The sequence below is a fragment of the Mesorhizobium sp. dw_380 genome (assembly GCF_018588885.1).
In the GTDB taxonomy this organism is placed as follows: Bacteria; Pseudomonadota; Alphaproteobacteria; order Rhizobiales; family Rhizobiaceae; genus Mesorhizobium.
Genome location: NZ_JAFFIW010000069.1, coordinates 1 through 13,918 on the forward strand (window position 1 = coordinate 1; position 13,918 = coordinate 13,918).

Sequence of the window (13,918 nt, forward strand, 5' to 3'; positions counted from 1 at the left end):
CCGGACCACTATGTGAAGCGAGCGCTATTGGCTGCCTCTGCGATGCGGGAATTGGCAGCGGACGTCTCACGATCAAACAGGCATCTGCTTGTAGAATTCTTTTAATCGTGAAGCGGCGCGAGTGCGCTATCCGTTGAGGTGAGCAAGGCCGGCGCCCTGGGTGAGCGCTGGTGTCGGGTGGTGGAAAGTACAGGGGGAGCTGTGTGGCCCCCTCTTTCTCGGCCTCGACGGTGTGCGAAGGAGCCTGTGCGGCGAACGGGCCGACGCCCCAGGCTCAGAACCTGGGCGAACCTAACTCCCGCCAAAGGACAGCCCAGAGCTGGATACACGAAAGAGATACTGAACCCGCGAATCAGATTCTGATCAATCGTCGTGTCTGAGCTCCGCTCGGCTCTTACGGAGATAATCGCGCGGCCCGGCAACGGCCGCGCGTGCCGCGGGCGTGAGCTTTGCGCTTCGTCAGAAGTGCCTCGAGCGTGACGACGATAATTGACCAGCCATATGGAACGCATTCGCCCAGTTATCCAAAGCGTGGATACCTTTCATCTAAACAAAGGATTTTACCGTTTTTGCTGCAGGTCCCATAGAGGCGCTTCAAGTTGGAAAGATAGGTAGTTCCCATGGTTGCGTTGGATCCGAGGAGCATCATCTGGTGTGCGGGGCGCACAAAGTCAGTCGCATCTGCATTACGGCTTGGTCTTTCGGCGGTCTCCACAAGTTACGCCCCGTTGGTGCGATGCCAATTATTTAACCAATGCTTGGACATTTATCTCAACCAGACAGCTCCAAGGTGAGGTCTTCCATGCGCCCGAATGTCGATTGGAAGTTGTGCTGGGAAAATGAGCTGCAACTGGCCGACCATGTCGAACTCTCCGACTTTTTTCGAAAGACCTATGGACGGACTGGCGCCTTCAACGCGGAGCCATTCGAAGGCGGCCGCAGTTGGGCCGGCGCGAGGCCGGAATTCCGCGCAATCGGCTACGACGCGCATGGGGTAGCGGCTCACATCGGCATGCTGCGGCGCTTCATCAAAGTTGGCGAGGTCGACTTGATCGTCGCTGAATTGGGCCTGTACGCGGTTCGTCCGGATCTTGAAGGGCTCGGAATCGGTTTTTCGATGCGCGTGGCGTACCCAGTGCTCCATCAGTTGGGTGTTCCATTCGCTTTCGGCACGGTTCGGCACGCGCTGCGAAACCATGTCGAAAGATTCTGCAGAGCCGGCCTCGCGAACATTGTGTCGGGCGTTCGCGTACGATCGACCCGTCCAGATGTGCATCCCGACCTGCCGCCCACGCGCCTGGAAGACGTACTCGTGTTGGTTTCGCCGATCGGACGCTCGATGGACGAGTGGCCGTCCGGTACCCTGATCGACCGGAACGGTCCGGAACTATGAAGCCTCTGGACTACATATGCGAAGGGCAGAGTGACAATGCCGATGGCACTGCAGAGCGCAGCGTCTATCTGACGTTTGACGATGGTCCCAATTCATTTTTCACACCGCAGATACTCAATGTGCTGGCGCAACATCAGGTGACGGCGACCTTCTTCGTTGTTGGGGCCTACGCGGCCGACGAGCCGGAACTCGTTCGCCGAATTATTACAGACGGGCACGGTATAGCCAACCACACGATGACTCATCCGGACCTGGCCAAATGCGGGTCCGTCGAAGTCGACTGCCAGATAGTTGAGGCAAACAGAGTCATAGGGATGGCTTGCCCGCAGGCCATGGTTCGGTACTTTCGTGCACCGTATGGCATCTGGACCGAAGAAGTAATCGCTGCATCAGCGGGTGCGGCATTGGCGCCCGTCCATTGGTCCATTGATCCACGCGACTGGTCTCGCCCCGGCGTTGACGCCATCGTCGACAGAGTGCTCGCCGATATCCGGCCGGGCGCAATCGTGCTGTTGCACGACGGGTGCGCTCCCGACGAATTGCAACCAGGCAATCAAGCCAGTCTGCGCGACCAGACGGTGACAGCGTTGTCACGCCTAATTCCAGAATTGCACGGCCGCGGATTTGTAATCCGATCACTTCCTCAACACCCCTGAACAAACAGAGATCCTATGGACCTTCTCACCACAGCCAGTACTGTTGCCGTTTCGTCTTATGCGGTGCTCTCGACTGTTTACAGAGGCATGCAAGCGGTCTACTCCCAACCGGAAAATGTTACGCCGCCGTCGGAAAGCTTGTTCGGATCCGACCGTTGGCCGAGCGTGGATGTCATTATCCCCTGCTACAATGAGGACCCGCGCACACTCGCGGCGTGTTTAGCTTCCATTGCAAATCAAGATTACGCCGGAACATTTCAGGTCTATCTGGTTGACGACGGTTCTGGAAATCGTAATGCCGTCATCCCGGTACATCACGCCTACGAGGGCGACCCGAGATTCAATTTCATTCTGCTCCGCGAGAATGTTGGCAAACGCAAGGCGCAGATCGCCGCCATCCGCCGCTCATCTGGAGATTTCGTGCTCAGCGTCGACTCTGACACGACACTTGCGTCCGACGTCATCACAAAGCTTGCAGTAAAAATGCGGGATTCCATGGTCGGAGCGGCCATGGGCCAGCTGACGGCATACAACCGCAGCGACACTTGGTTGACCCGATTGATCGATATGGAATACTGGCTGGCTTGCAATGAGGAGCGCGCGGCGCAAGGTCGCTTTGGTGCGGTCATGTGCTGCTGCGGCCCATGTGCAATGTACCGCCGGTCTTGTCTCCTTTCTCTGCTGGATCAATACGAGACGCAGCTGTTCAGGGGGAAACCAAGCGACTTCGGTGAAGACCGTCATCTTACGATCCTCATGCTGAAAGCAGGCTTTCGAACCGAGTACGTTCCAGGTGCCGTCGCGGCGACAGTCGTTCCGGACAAGATGGGACCTTATTTGCGCCAACAACTCCGCTGGGCACGAAGCACCTTCCGGGACACGATGCTTGCGCGAGGTCTACTGCGTGGCCTGGATCGCTATCTAACTTTGGATGTGATGGGAGAGAATCTCGGCCCATTGTTGCTCGGCATCGCGGTAGTAACGGCGCTCGGTGAGCTACTATTTTCACATACAGTAAATTGGTGGACGGTGCTGGCTATTGTCACGATGACCATAATCAGATCTACGGTGTTATCTTTCCGCACTCGGCAGCTTCGATTCATCGGCTATTCAATGCACGCGTTAATCAGGATATTCCTGTTGATCCCCTTGAAGGCTTACGCCCTGTGTACATTGAGCAATAGCGATTGGCTGTCGCGTAAAAGTGTTCCCCTGCCCAACAGGAGCACAAAGGAAATCACAAGCGCGATGCCGCTTGCCGGAGCAAATGCTGCGGGCAATTCTGGAATTGCGGAGTCACTTCATACTGCAGATCTTTCGCTCACAGCTGGTGAAGTCTGACGGCCTTGCAGCGCCGAGTGACCGAGTAAGTTGTGTCAGTCGACACGGGGTGAAGCTTTCGAGTTACCTATGGTCAGAACGGGAACTATCTGGAAGCGACACGTGGCATCTTGACGTTATTCTTTGGCGGAAGCGATACACGCGTCGCTCCGGCCGCGACTTTCCAAAGGTGCCATCTCAAGGCGGTGGCCTGCTCTGAACCAGAATTCGCAAGTAAGCTGCCGGTGGCCAATCGGACTCATTCCGCTTGAGATAGACGCATGTCCAATGTAGCAATCGACCTTACCGGCGTAACCAAATTATTCGGAAACAAGCTCGTTGTGGACGGGCTGTCCTTCACCGTTGCATCGGGAGAGTGCTTCGGTCTGCTGGGGCCGAACGGCGCAGGCAAGAGCACGATTGCGCGTATGCTCCTCGGTATGACCCGGCCTGACGCGGGTGATATAACAGTCCTCGGTCTACCAGTGCCGGCACGCAGCCGCTTGGCCCGCAAGGGCATAGGCGTGGTCCCGCAGTTCGACAATCTCGACCTGGAATTTACGGTACGCGAGAACCTGTTGGTGTTCGGGCGCTACTTCGGCATGAGTACAAGAGAGATCAACGCCGTCATCCCACGGCTCCTCGAGTTCGCTCGCCTTGAGAGCAAGGCGGATTCACGTGTCGGCCTGCTATCCGGCGGGATGAAGCGGCGCCTGACGCTGGCACGTGCTCTGATCAACGACCCCCAGTTGCTTGTGATGGATGAGCCCACGACCGGCCTCGACCCGCATGCCCGCCATCTGATCTGGGAGCGACTTCGTTTCCTGCTGGCGAGCGGAAAAACGATCATTTTGACCACCCATTTCATGGAAGAGGCTGAGCGGCTTTGTGATCGGCTGTGTGTTCTCGAGCGGGGACGCAAGATCGCCGAGGGCAGTCCTCATGCGCTGATCGACGAGTACATTGGGTGCAACGTGATCGAGATCTTCGGCGGCAATCCACAGGAGCTGATTTCGCTGATCAGACCGTACGTTCAGCGTGTCGAGGTAAGCGGCGAGACGCTCTTTTGCTATGCGCCTGAGCCGGAGGATGTGCGCATCCAGCTTCGCGGTCGAGCGGGTCTGCGTATTCTAGAGCGTCCACCCAGTCTGGAGGACGTTTTCTTGAGGTTAACCGGACGTGAGATGGAGAAGTGAGCAATGGGTGAACGTTTTGCGGCCGCTCTACCCGCCAACGCCTGGAACTGGATCGCGGTGTGGCGCCGCAATCATCTGGCATGGAAGAAGGTGGCATTTGCTTCAATGCTCGGCACCCTTGCTGATCCGATGATTTACCTTTTCGGGCTCGGCACTGGCCTTGGACTGTTGGTAGGCCGCATCGAAGGTGCATCCTACATCGCCTTTCTGGCAGCCGGCATGGTTGCGACGAGCGCGATGACAGCATCAACCTTCGAAACAATTTACGCGGTTTTCGGTCGAATGCGCGATCAGGGCACTTGGGAAGCAATCCTGCACACACAACTTACCCTCGGCGACATCGTTCTCGGTGAATTGACCTGGGCAGCCACAAAGGCCTTTCTGGCCGGTACGACAATTGCGATTGTTGCCGCCGCGCTAGGTTATGCCGCGTGGACGTCGGTTCTCTACGTGCTGCCGGTCATCGCTCTCACCGGGTTCGCCTTTGCGAGCCTGGCCATGCTCGTCATCGCGCTCGCGCCCAGTTATCACTATTTTATTTTCTATCAGACGCTTGTCATCACACCCATGCTGTTCCTTTCGGGCGCGGTTTTTCCAGTCGGCCAATTGCCAGGAGTGTTTCAGCAGATTGCGGCCTTCTCGCCGCTGGCGAATTCTATCGATCTAATCCGTCCGGTGATGCTCGGCCGCCTGGGCGACAATGTAGGGCTGCATATAGGCGCACTTTGCATGTTCGCTGTATTGCCTTTTTTTCTGTCGGCTGGACTGTTTCATCGACGACTAATGCGTTGACGCTTACCTACGCCCATCAACGAGAAGGAGGTCCGCAATGCCGGATTGCAAACTGCCCCCAGCGGCCCGGAGGCATGCGTGTGCCAGGAATCGCGAGTGGTACAACAACGCCGAAGCCGGGCGCCACCCAGCCGCTGCAGGCACGCGCCCATCTTCGCGACCACACCTCGGAGTACAGGCTGGGTGGTGAGGCGCGCGGACCCACCCGGAGCGTTCAAGCGATAGCAGCCAAGCTTCTTGTGCGCGTCCCCAGACCGTCGCGGCCATTATTTAGTTGGATACACATGCAATGACCCACAACGAACCAACTCCTGAGCCTTTTGTGATCCTTGCTATGCCAAGGACCGGAACACACTATTTAGAAGAATTGCTAAACGAGCATCCGACCGTTCTGAGTAACGGTGAGTTGCTAAACGAATATGATCCCAATTGGCCCAGCACGGATCGCCTGCTAGGCACGGATCGCGAGCTTCTTGAGCTTGCCTATGTGCGCTGCCCTATGCGCGACTACAAGAATGTGACGCATCTTGGCTGCAAGATCAATGAACCTCAGTTTCGCGAGCGTCCAGCATTCTTTGCGGAATTAGCTCGTTGGCCAGCACTCAAGGTCATCCTCGTTGTTCGCCGAAACGTATTGGAATCGCTCCGATCCTTTGTGCAGGCCAGGGAAAGCGGTCAGTGGCTGAAGTTCAGCTCGGACAACGATACCGCTCGGCCACCGAGCGTCAGGTTGTCAATCGCCGACTGTGAGGCTTATTTCAAAGCCGCCGACGACTTTCACGCTCGCGTTATGGACTCCTTCACGTCGACCAACCTGCTTGTAATGGAATACGAGAGCCTACTTCACGAACCTGCCCAATGCTTGGGAGCGGTTTGGGATTTCCTGGGCGTTCCAGCGCTTGAGCCATCAGATAACGCCATCTTGCAGCGCCAGGAAACGCGACCGCTTGATCAAACGGTGGAGAACTTTGACGAGTTGCGGATTCACTTCGCACGCGGACCTTATTCAAGATTTTTTGACCTCGGAGATTCAATGCGCTCCTACGCTTAATCGCTTGTACCGCGTGCTCTGATGGGCGTGTAGGATATCCTGCAGTTTGCGCGCATTCCGTTCCAAAACTGACAAACCAAAGTCACCAAGGCAACCGGCAGTCGATCTGCGGCGAACATCAAAGGGCACGGGCGCAAGGCGACCTGGTCAATTCCCTCTCTGATGAAGCACTTCCTCAGACGCGATCTTTGGCGAGCCTCGAGTGCAGAATTCCGGCAAGGTGGAGGGTTCCAGTGCGCAACTGCACCAATCTCGCTGGACGGGACAGGCGTCCAGTTGGCACGGCGCTTGCTCCGAGATGACAGCAGCGCTCGACCGGAGCGCAGCATGGGAGAAGGAGGAGCCCCCACCCCGATCCGGTCAGGGAGAGAGAAACGATGTTGGTTCCAAGAGTCCCCCGCGCGATCGCAGCGCCCCGCAAGCGCCATTTTGCCCGGACCTACGTGCAGGTACTTGCCGCCATGGTCCTTGGAGCCGCAATTGGCTACCTCTATCCGGAAACCGGCCAAAGCCTGAAGCCGCTCGGCGATGCCTTCATCAAAGTCATCAAGATGATTATCGCACCTGTCATCTTCCTGACAATTGCGACCGGCATTGCCGGCATGAGCGATCTGCAGAAGGTCGGCCGAGTTGCCGCCAAGGCGATGGTTTATTTCCTTACCTTCTCGACGCTTGCACTCGTTGTCGGGCTGATTGTCGCGAATATCGTTCAGCCTGGCGCCGGCCTCAACATCGATCCGGCCTCGCTCGATGTCGAAGCCGTTAAGGGCTATGTGGCCACGGCTCACGAGCAGTCCGTGACCAGCTTCCTGATGAACATCATCCCGTCAACGATTGCCAGTGCCTTCGCGGAAGGCGACATCCTGCAAGTCTTGTTCTTCTCGGTCTTGTTCGGCATTGCTCTGGCGATGACCGGAGAGACGAGCAGGCCGGTCGTTACCTTTCTCCAGGCGCTCACCGCCCCCATTTTTAAGCTCGTCGGCATTCTCATGAAGGCTGCACCCATCGGCGCCTTCGGCGCTATGGCCTTTACGATCGGCAAATACGGAATCGGTTCGGTGGCCAACCTCGCGATACTGGTCGCGACGTTCTATCTGACCGCCTTCCTCTTCGTGTTCGGGGTTCTCGGCGTGGTCTGCCGCTGCAACGGCTTCTCGATCTTTTCTCTTGTCCGCTACATCAAGGACGAGCTGCTGCTTGTCCTGGCAACGTCCTCCTCGGAGGCCGCGCTGCCCTCGCTCATGGAGAAGATGGAGAAGGCCGGCGCCGCGCGTTCGGTCGTAAGTCTCGTCATCCCTACTGGATACTCATTCAATCTGGACGGCACCAATATCTACATGACGATCGCCGCCCTCTTCATCGCGCAGGCGACGAACACAGATTTGTCAATTGCCGATCAGATCCTCCTGCTGCTAATTGCGATGCTTTCCTCGAAGGGTGCGGCAGGCGTCACCGGCGCCGGCTTCATCACATTGGCCGCTACTCTGTCTGTCGTGCCGAGTGTTCCCGTTGCCGGAATGGCTCTAATTCTTGGCGTGGACCGCTTCATGTCGGAATGCCGCGCGCTGACGAATTTAGTCGGTAATGCGGTGGCATCGCTCGTTGTCGCTCGCTGGGAAGGCGAATTGGACCAGTCCCGGATGGAAGCCGCTTTCCGCGGTTAGGGTTACATCAAACGGGCTCCCCGCAAGCAAGCAATAGCGCGACGTGTAAGTCACGGCCTTCACAGCAGTCGAATTGCCGGCCTCCAAAGAGCGCTGGAAATAGTGTACTAACGCGGAGAGTAATACAACACCATGAAGCCCCTAAGCAAACGAACGGTTCACGGAAACTCATCTGGGTCCGCATGGAGCGCTGTTCGTCGAATGCGTTATCAACCGTGGGGTGTGGTAACTATTTCAGCTTGCCGCCCCAAGCCGTCGCGGGATCGCACCGGATGACGGAGGACCGGCCGATCAGAATCGCTAGGGGAAAGCGCGTCACAATTGCCGATCTCGCCCGCGAAGCCGGAGTCAGCGTAGCAACAGTCGATCGGGTTCTGAACGTCCGCCTTCCGGTGCGAGAGGAGACCGCCCAGCGGGTCCATGCGGCCGCGCACGCGATCGGCTATCATGCTGCCGGTCTCATCAAACAGCGCTTGCAGCAGCACCTGCCGCACTACAAGCTGGGCTTCATCTTGAGAAAACCTGCCCACGATTTTTACCAAGATTTCGCTCGCAATATTGAAGAGTCGGTCAGTATGGCTAAATCCTTCCACGGCCTTCCGATCATCGAGTTCGCGCAGTCACATTTGCCGCGTGACCTGCTCCCGCTTCTTAAGGACCTTGGAAGCCGCTGCCAGGCGATCGCCATGGTGGCGGCCGATCACCCGAAAATCACAGCATCAGTCGAGGAGCTCAAGGCGAAAGGTATCCCGGTATTTTCGCTGTTATCCGACTTCGCCGATGGCGTGCGCGAGGGCTACATCGGCCTCAACAACAGCAAGGTCGGACGGACTGCCGCTTGGGTGTTTTCCAAGGCCGCAAAACGGCCCGGCAAGGTGGCGGTGTTTGTCGGAAGCCATCGCTTCCAGGCGCATGCGACGCGGGAAACGGCCTTTCGTGCCTATTTTCGTGAGAACGCGCCCAAATTCGAGGTGCTTGATCCGCTCGTGAACCTTGATGAACGGCAGCTCACTTACGAAAAATTGCTGGATCTTATGCAGCGGGAACCAGAGCTCGTCGGCTTCTATATGGCCGGCGGGGGTATAGAGGGAGCAATTTCCGCGCTCCGAGAAGAGGGGAGCGGTCAGGATCTCGTCGCGATCGTGAGTGAAATGACGCCGCAGTCACGTGGGGCGCTTGCGGATGACATCTTGACGATGGCGGTCGGCACGCCAATGCGCCGACTTTGCCAGGAGCTGATAATGGCAATGGAGCGGGCCATCAAAGCCGGCGTCGCGGAGAGCCCGGGGCAGACATTTCTGCCGTTCGACATTTATCTTCCGGAAAATATTTGACCTTGATGGATTTCTATCATGAGCGCCCATTTTCCTTTCACCGATGAAAGGAAAGCTCGATTGACTCGGCCGTCTCTGTCCGATCTGTGAACCGGCGTGGTTCCGTCTTGAAAGAAGCCGGATGCCGAAATGGCAGCCGCGCTTCATGGAAGGAAAGTCAAGCAATGCGCCAGGTATCGCCCCGCTTTGCACTCGATCACATGGCGGCGCCCCGCCTTGACGTCAGTGCGCTTTTCGCGCTTGCCCGTGACCAAGGCCTGACCGACGTCCAAATCCGTTACCCTCATTTCAGCAATCCTGTCGCACGCGGCATTCCGGCTGCGGACGTTCGGTTTGCCGCTACCGAAGCGGGCGTCACGATCATCTCTGTCAACGCCTTGCAGCGGTTCAACGACTGGACTCCAACGCGTCAGGCCGAGGCAAGCAACCTCGCCGATTATGCGACGGCGTGCGGGGCAGAGACGCTCGTGTTGGTGCCGGCCAACCGCAGCTCGTGGCCCACCAATAGCGAGCGCCAGGACAATCTTCGTTTCGCTCTAAACGAGATCAAGCCAATCCTCCAGTCGCGGGGTCTGATCGGTCTCATCGAGCCGCTGGGTTTCCGAACCTGCTCGCTTCGATCAAAGAAGGAAGCGGCCGAGGCCGTTGCCGCGGTTGATGGCCAGTCCGTCTTTCGCCTCGTGCACGACACGTTCCACCACACCCTGGCCGGGGAGACATGCCTGTTCTGCGAGCTTACCGGCCTGGTGCACATTTCAAGCGTAAACGACCCGACCTTCTGGATTTACCCCGATCGCTTTCTTGCAGGTTCCGACAATGGCAGCCAGATTCAGGCGCTGCTGGATGGCGGCTACGCGGGACCTTTCTCGTTCGAGCTGATCGAGGAAGTCCATTCTCTGGACGATCTCGCAGGCGCACTTGCCGCCAGCATCGACTTTATCCGGCGAGGGCTATTGTCGTCAAAGTAGATGGTGACAGGAGTAGTGACTATAGGTGCGCCTGAATTTTCCGAGGGTTCACAGCGGGGCAGCCATCCGAGATGCCTCCTGTATCATTATCTCCCGCATCCAGATGCTTGCCGGATCGCTATTGTGGAGGGCCGGCCATTGGAGGGTCTCGGTGAATGTGGGAAATGGCAGCGGAAGTTCGATAACCCGCAGGGGGAACGTTTTTTCGAAATGCCTGACCAGCCGTAAGGGCATGGTCGCTATACGAGCTGTGCCGGACACCATAGGTGGAATCATGCTGAAGCCCTGCACGGCGACCTCGACACGTCTCTTAAGGCCATGCTCAAGCAAAAACCATTCCTCGATAGACGGCTTCATCGTACGCCCGAACCTGACCGCGACGTGCCTCATCGACATGTATCTCTCGAATGTAAGCTGCTGTGGCAGCTGCTTGTTTGTGGGACAGCCTACGCACACGAGCTTCTCGTCAAACAGCGCAATGCTTGAATGCACACTCGACGTGAACATATCCGGTAGAATTAGAAAATCGACGTCACCGCGCCGGAGAAGCTCATCGGGGCTATCGTCGACAGGCAGCAGTTCGAAGCTGACGGCGGGGGCTTCCCGTGAAATACGCTCCACAAGCTTTTCGAAAAACACGAGCGTGACGAAATCGGAAAGAATGATCCTGAAGAGGCGATCGGCTCGAGCTGGGTCAAACGGATCCGAAGAAATAATCGAGCACTGGATGTGCTGGAGAGCGTCGCGAACTGCGGGGGCAAATGCTGCCGCACGCGGGGTTAGAAATCGTTCGCGACCTCTTATCGTAAACAGTTCATCGCGGAAATAATCGCGCAGTCGGGCGACGGCCGCACTCATGGCGGGCTGACTCAGGTTGATCCTGCGTGCCGCCGCCGAGAGATTACGCTCCGTCAGGAGTGCGTCGAGCACAACGAGGAGATTTAGATCAAGTCCTTTGAAACGCATGTCATCAGCCATCCATGGGATGGATGCCTTTAACCGAAACAAACGACTTTAACAATTTAGCATTCTTGCAATCTTTTGTCGCAAAAAGTTTATGATGGATGACGTTAAGGTCCGACATATGAGCCGCGTGATCTGCAGAAGCGAGCAATCGTTCGTACTGTGCAGGTCAGAGATTGGCAGTTTGAAACGCCGGGCCGATGGCGCCGGGCTATCAACCAGCGTCTTCGGCGGCCCCGACCTAGCTGGGCGTGGAATCTAATAGGGTGCACCTTTCCAGTCCGAGGCGACTGATGGGCGGTTTGATCCTAAGCTGCCGTGAGGCCTGTGCCAATTGTATCGGCGAGCCAATGCAGCAGTCCGGCAGCGTTTTTGAGAGCTGTTGTAGGCTCGGCCTAAGCCCATTGGCGCAAGCCTATCTGAACGAAGCGCTTGGCCTTGCCGCTATCCGGTATGTGATCTGTGGTGTCTTCTCGTCCTGCTGTTCTTGTTTTGGAACGCCCTTATGGTGAGCCCATCCGGGACGTGGGGCACCGGGAGCACAAAGGTGCAGGCAGGCCGTCAATAGACCGTGGGCTGAGAGCCCGAGCTCGTTACATGGCCGCCCCTGGCGACTTTCCCGGATGCGCTGCGAGCGCGGATCAGTAGATGTCGTGTTGCCCGCCAGCTCCCGTCTTTGACCGAGCCAAGAAGGAGGAACGGGCATGCTTATCATCGGACTGGATATTCACCGCGCCTTCGCCGAAGCAGTGGCATGGGAGGAGGGCAGGCTCAGGCGACTCGGCCGCGTCGACATGCGGCGCGATCTGCTGGCCGCGTTCGCCGCGAAGCTGTCGCCGAACGATATCGGGGTGATCGAGGCCACCGGCAGCGCGACGTCCGCTGCAGCTGTGGTTGCGCCGCATGTGAAGAAGGTGGGGATCGCCAAGCCGAAACAGGTGTTTATCGTTGCCTATGCCAAGATCAAAACGACGATCGACGCCGACGTTCTTGCGCAGCTCTATGCCAGCGGCTTCTTGCCAGAAGTCTGGATTGCGGACGAGCCGACGCAGGCTCTGCGTCGACAGGTGACACGGCGCAATCAGATTGTCCGACAGAGATCTCGATTGAAGAGCGTCATCCAGTCGATCCTTCATAGCCACCTGATCCGTCCTGCCCGCATGCCGACCTGTGCGGCGCCAAGGGTCGGACCTGGTAATCGAGCAGGTCGTACCGCAGGACGAGCGCCTCGCGATCGATGGGCATCTGCGCGAGTTCGACCGATTGGGCGAAGACCTCCAGGTCATCGAACGCGATCTTGTCCGCTCGGCTCTCGAGGATGAAGGCGTGAAGCGGCTGATGACCATTCCCGGCGTCGACATCACCGTCGCGCTGGCGATGAAGGGCGGCGATCGGCGACGTGTCGCGCTTCGACGATCCGCAGAAGCTCGTGACCTATCTCGGGTTGAACCCAAGCGTCCAGCAGTCCGGCCAGGTCCGGCCTACCATGGGCGGATCACCAAGCAGGGCCGTGGTCATGCGCGCGGCATGCTCGTCGAGGCGGCCTGGGCGGCCGCTCGTGCTCCCGGACCGTTGCGAGCCTTCTCCCTGCGGCGTGCGAGCCCGGCGCGGACAGCATGTCGCGGCCGTGGCAACCGCACGCAAACTCTCTGTCGTGATCTGTCATCTGTTGAGAAGGGCGAGAGTTACGCGTAGGCTCGACCCTCCCTGCATGCCAAGAAGCTTGCGCGATGTGGAACTCAAGGCCGGGAGCAAGGCTGTGCGCGGCCAAAAGGGAGCGCACGCCTACAACATAAAGAGCCACCGGGAAGAAGAGCGCCGCTGGGTGGAGCAGGCCGAGGGCGCCTATGCACGCCTCGTTGCCGGTTGGAACCCACGAGGTCCGAAGAGGGTAGGCACGGATGCCGCAAACGAGGCGCGACGATAGAAGCTGCGCGGCAGGGCTCTCATCTCGGACCCTGCTCTTCGCCACGCGGTCGTCCGTGCGCGACAGGAGAATAGCGCAGATTTATCAAAAAGGCTCTTGTCGATCACATCAGTGGTCTTGGGCGCTGTACGGCCGGGTGAAGACTTTGCAGGTGGCGCGGAAAGCGTTTGACCTGTAGCGAAGCAATTGTCGTCATTACGCGCTCGACCCGGGCGCCCAGCTTGGCATAAGGGCTACGTGGCCTCAGGAAGCGTCGTCGCCAATGCAGACCATGGACGAATTCCCAGCCGATGCCGAGATGCCGGTCGACCGTGCCTGTCGCCGTCCGGTGATGCGATGCCCCCGAGCGGATGAGTTCGCCCCGGAAGCTCCCGGTCACGACGCACGGGTTCGGGTTCCAAGGCGCTCAGTTTTGTTCGCGCCCAATCGGTGTAGGACGCGGCAGAAATACGAGCGTGACGAAATCGGAAAGAATGATCCTGAAGCGGCGATTCGGTAGAGCCGGGTCAAACTATCCGACGAAATAAACGAGCACTGGATGGGCGGGAGAGCGTCGCGAACTGGAGGGCAAGAGCTCCCGGACGCAGCGTTAAGTTTGAATACCTCCGCGGACATGGTCGCGAGCTTATCGCGCAAATAATCGAGCAGCCGAGC

The 13,918-nt window shown here is 58.1% G+C and carries 13 protein-coding genes and 1 pseudogene; 12 read left to right on the forward strand and 2 right to left on the reverse strand.

Going from position 1 to position 13,918, the window contains the following annotated elements; genetic code table 11:
* Nucleotides 1–802: 802 nt before the first annotated feature.
* The 9 genes from JT360_RS31690 to JT360_RS31730 all read left to right on the forward strand — a co-directional run bounded on the left by JT360_RS31690 (nt 803) and on the right by JT360_RS31730 (nt 10,374).
* Nucleotides 803–1,393 carry a NodA family N-acyltransferase gene (locus JT360_RS31690; protein WP_024505875.1) on the forward strand — a complete coding sequence of 197 codons (591 nt, stop codon included), beginning with the start codon at nt 803–805 and terminating at the stop codon, nt 1,391–1,393.
* On the forward strand, nt 1,390–2,049 hold the full coding sequence (gene nodB, locus JT360_RS31695; RefSeq protein ID WP_126057632.1) for a chitooligosaccharide deacetylase NodB: 660 nt from the start codon (nt 1,390–1,392) through the stop codon (nt 2,047–2,049). Before JT360_RS31690 ends, nodB begins: the two co-directional genes overlap by 4 nt.
* A gap of 15 nt (nt 2,050–2,064) precedes the next feature.
* Nucleotides 2,065–3,390, forward strand: a complete 1,326-nt coding sequence (gene nodC, locus JT360_RS31700) for a chitooligosaccharide synthase NodC (protein WP_032899868.1) — start codon at nt 2,065–2,067, stop codon at nt 3,388–3,390.
* 260 nt (nt 3,391–3,650) lie between these two features.
* Nucleotides 3,651–4,565, forward strand: coding sequence for a nodulation factor ABC transporter ATP-binding protein NodI (gene nodI, locus JT360_RS31705; RefSeq protein WP_024505873.1), 915 nt, complete (start codon nt 3,651–3,653; stop codon nt 4,563–4,565).
* Nucleotides 4,566–4,568: 3 nt separating this feature from the next.
* Nucleotides 4,569–5,357, forward strand: a complete 789-nt coding sequence (locus tag JT360_RS31710; protein ID WP_029356621.1) for an ABC transporter permease — start codon at nt 4,569–4,571, stop codon at nt 5,355–5,357.
* Between the two features lie 289 nt (nt 5,358–5,646).
* The gene (locus JT360_RS31715) at nt 5,647–6,408 is read left to right on the forward strand and encodes a sulfotransferase (protein WP_024505871.1); all 762 of its coding nucleotides are present in this window, start codon (nt 5,647–5,649) and stop codon (nt 6,406–6,408) included.
* 377 nt (nt 6,409–6,785) lie between these two features.
* Nucleotides 6,786–8,072, forward strand: coding sequence for a dicarboxylate/amino acid:cation symporter (locus tag JT360_RS31720; RefSeq protein WP_126063813.1), 1,287 nt, complete (start codon nt 6,786–6,788; stop codon nt 8,070–8,072).
* Between the two features lie 272 nt (nt 8,073–8,344).
* Nucleotides 8,345–9,406, forward strand: coding sequence for a LacI family DNA-binding transcriptional regulator (locus JT360_RS31725; RefSeq protein WP_024505889.1), 1,062 nt, complete (start codon nt 8,345–8,347; stop codon nt 9,404–9,406).
* Between the two features lie 164 nt (nt 9,407–9,570).
* Nucleotides 9,571–10,374, forward strand: coding sequence for a TIM barrel protein (locus JT360_RS31730; RefSeq protein WP_024505888.1), 804 nt, complete (start codon nt 9,571–9,573; stop codon nt 10,372–10,374).
* Nucleotides 10,375–10,422: 48 nt separating this feature from the next.
* On the opposite strand, the gene JT360_RS31735 is transcribed toward JT360_RS31730, so the two are convergent.
* The gene (locus JT360_RS31735; RefSeq protein ID WP_024505887.1) at nt 10,423–11,340 is read right to left on the reverse strand and encodes a LysR family transcriptional regulator; all 918 of its coding nucleotides are present in this window, start codon (nt 11,338–11,340) and stop codon (nt 10,423–10,425) included.
* A gap of 255 nt (nt 11,341–11,595) precedes the next feature.
* Nucleotides 11,596–11,742 (reverse strand): integrase core domain-containing protein, encoded by a 147-nt coding sequence (locus JT360_RS34290; protein ID WP_476703497.1) that lies wholly within the window; start codon nt 11,740–11,742, stop codon nt 11,596–11,598.
* Nucleotides 11,743–12,041: 299 nt separating this feature from the next.
* Here JT360_RS34290 and JT360_RS34180 point away from each other — a divergent pair, with 299 nt between their 5' ends.
* The 3 genes and pseudogenes from JT360_RS34180 to JT360_RS34190 all read left to right on the forward strand — a co-directional run bounded on the left by JT360_RS34180 (nt 12,042) and on the right by JT360_RS34190 (nt 13,264).
* Nucleotides 12,042–12,659 (forward strand): IS110 family transposase, encoded by a 618-nt coding sequence (locus tag JT360_RS34180; RefSeq protein ID WP_352128895.1) that lies wholly within the window; start codon nt 12,042–12,044, stop codon nt 12,657–12,659.
* 16 nt (nt 12,660–12,675) lie between these two features.
* A pseudogene (locus tag JT360_RS34185) lies at nt 12,676–12,858 on the forward strand (IS110 family RNA-guided transposase); the annotation flags it as partial.
* Entirely contained in the window at nt 12,782–13,264 is a 483-nt protein-coding gene (locus tag JT360_RS34190) for a hypothetical protein (RefSeq protein WP_352128898.1), read from the forward strand. The pseudogene JT360_RS34185 and the gene JT360_RS34190, both read left to right, overlap by 77 nt.
* The last annotated feature ends 654 nt before the right edge of the window (nt 13,265–13,918 follow it).

Bases quoted from the DNA above. Each gene is read 5' to 3' on its own strand.
- JT360_RS31690 (WP_024505875.1), top strand. From the start codon at position 803: ATGCGCCCGAATGTCGATTGGAAGTTGTGCTGGGAAAATGAGCTGCAA.
- JT360_RS31720 (WP_126063813.1), top strand. From the start codon at position 6,786: ATGTTGGTTCCAAGAGTCCCCCGCGCGATCGCAGCGCCCCGCAAGCGC.
- JT360_RS31730 (WP_024505888.1), top strand. From the start codon at position 9,571: ATGCGCCAGGTATCGCCCCGCTTTGCACTCGATCACATGGCGGCGCCC.
- JT360_RS34290 (WP_476703497.1), bottom strand. From the start codon at position 11,742: ATGGGCTTAGGCCGAGCCTACAACAGCTCTCAAAAACGCTGCCGGACT.
- nodB (WP_126057632.1), top strand. From the start codon at position 1,390: ATGAAGCCTCTGGACTACATATGCGAAGGGCAGAGTGACAATGCCGAT.
- JT360_RS31735 (WP_024505887.1), bottom strand. From the start codon at position 11,340: ATGCGTTTCAAAGGACTTGATCTAAATCTCCTCGTTGTGCTCGACGCA.
- nodC (WP_032899868.1), top strand. From the start codon at position 2,065: ATGGACCTTCTCACCACAGCCAGTACTGTTGCCGTTTCGTCTTATGCG.
- JT360_RS34180 (WP_352128895.1), top strand. From the start codon at position 12,042: ATGCTTATCATCGGACTGGATATTCACCGCGCCTTCGCCGAAGCAGTG.
- nodI (WP_024505873.1), top strand. From the start codon at position 3,651: ATGTCCAATGTAGCAATCGACCTTACCGGCGTAACCAAATTATTCGGA.
- JT360_RS31715 (WP_024505871.1), top strand. From the start codon at position 5,647: ATGACCCACAACGAACCAACTCCTGAGCCTTTTGTGATCCTTGCTATG.
- JT360_RS31725 (WP_024505889.1), top strand. From the start codon at position 8,345: ATGACGGAGGACCGGCCGATCAGAATCGCTAGGGGAAAGCGCGTCACA.
- JT360_RS31710 (WP_029356621.1), top strand. From the start codon at position 4,569: ATGGGTGAACGTTTTGCGGCCGCTCTACCCGCCAACGCCTGGAACTGG.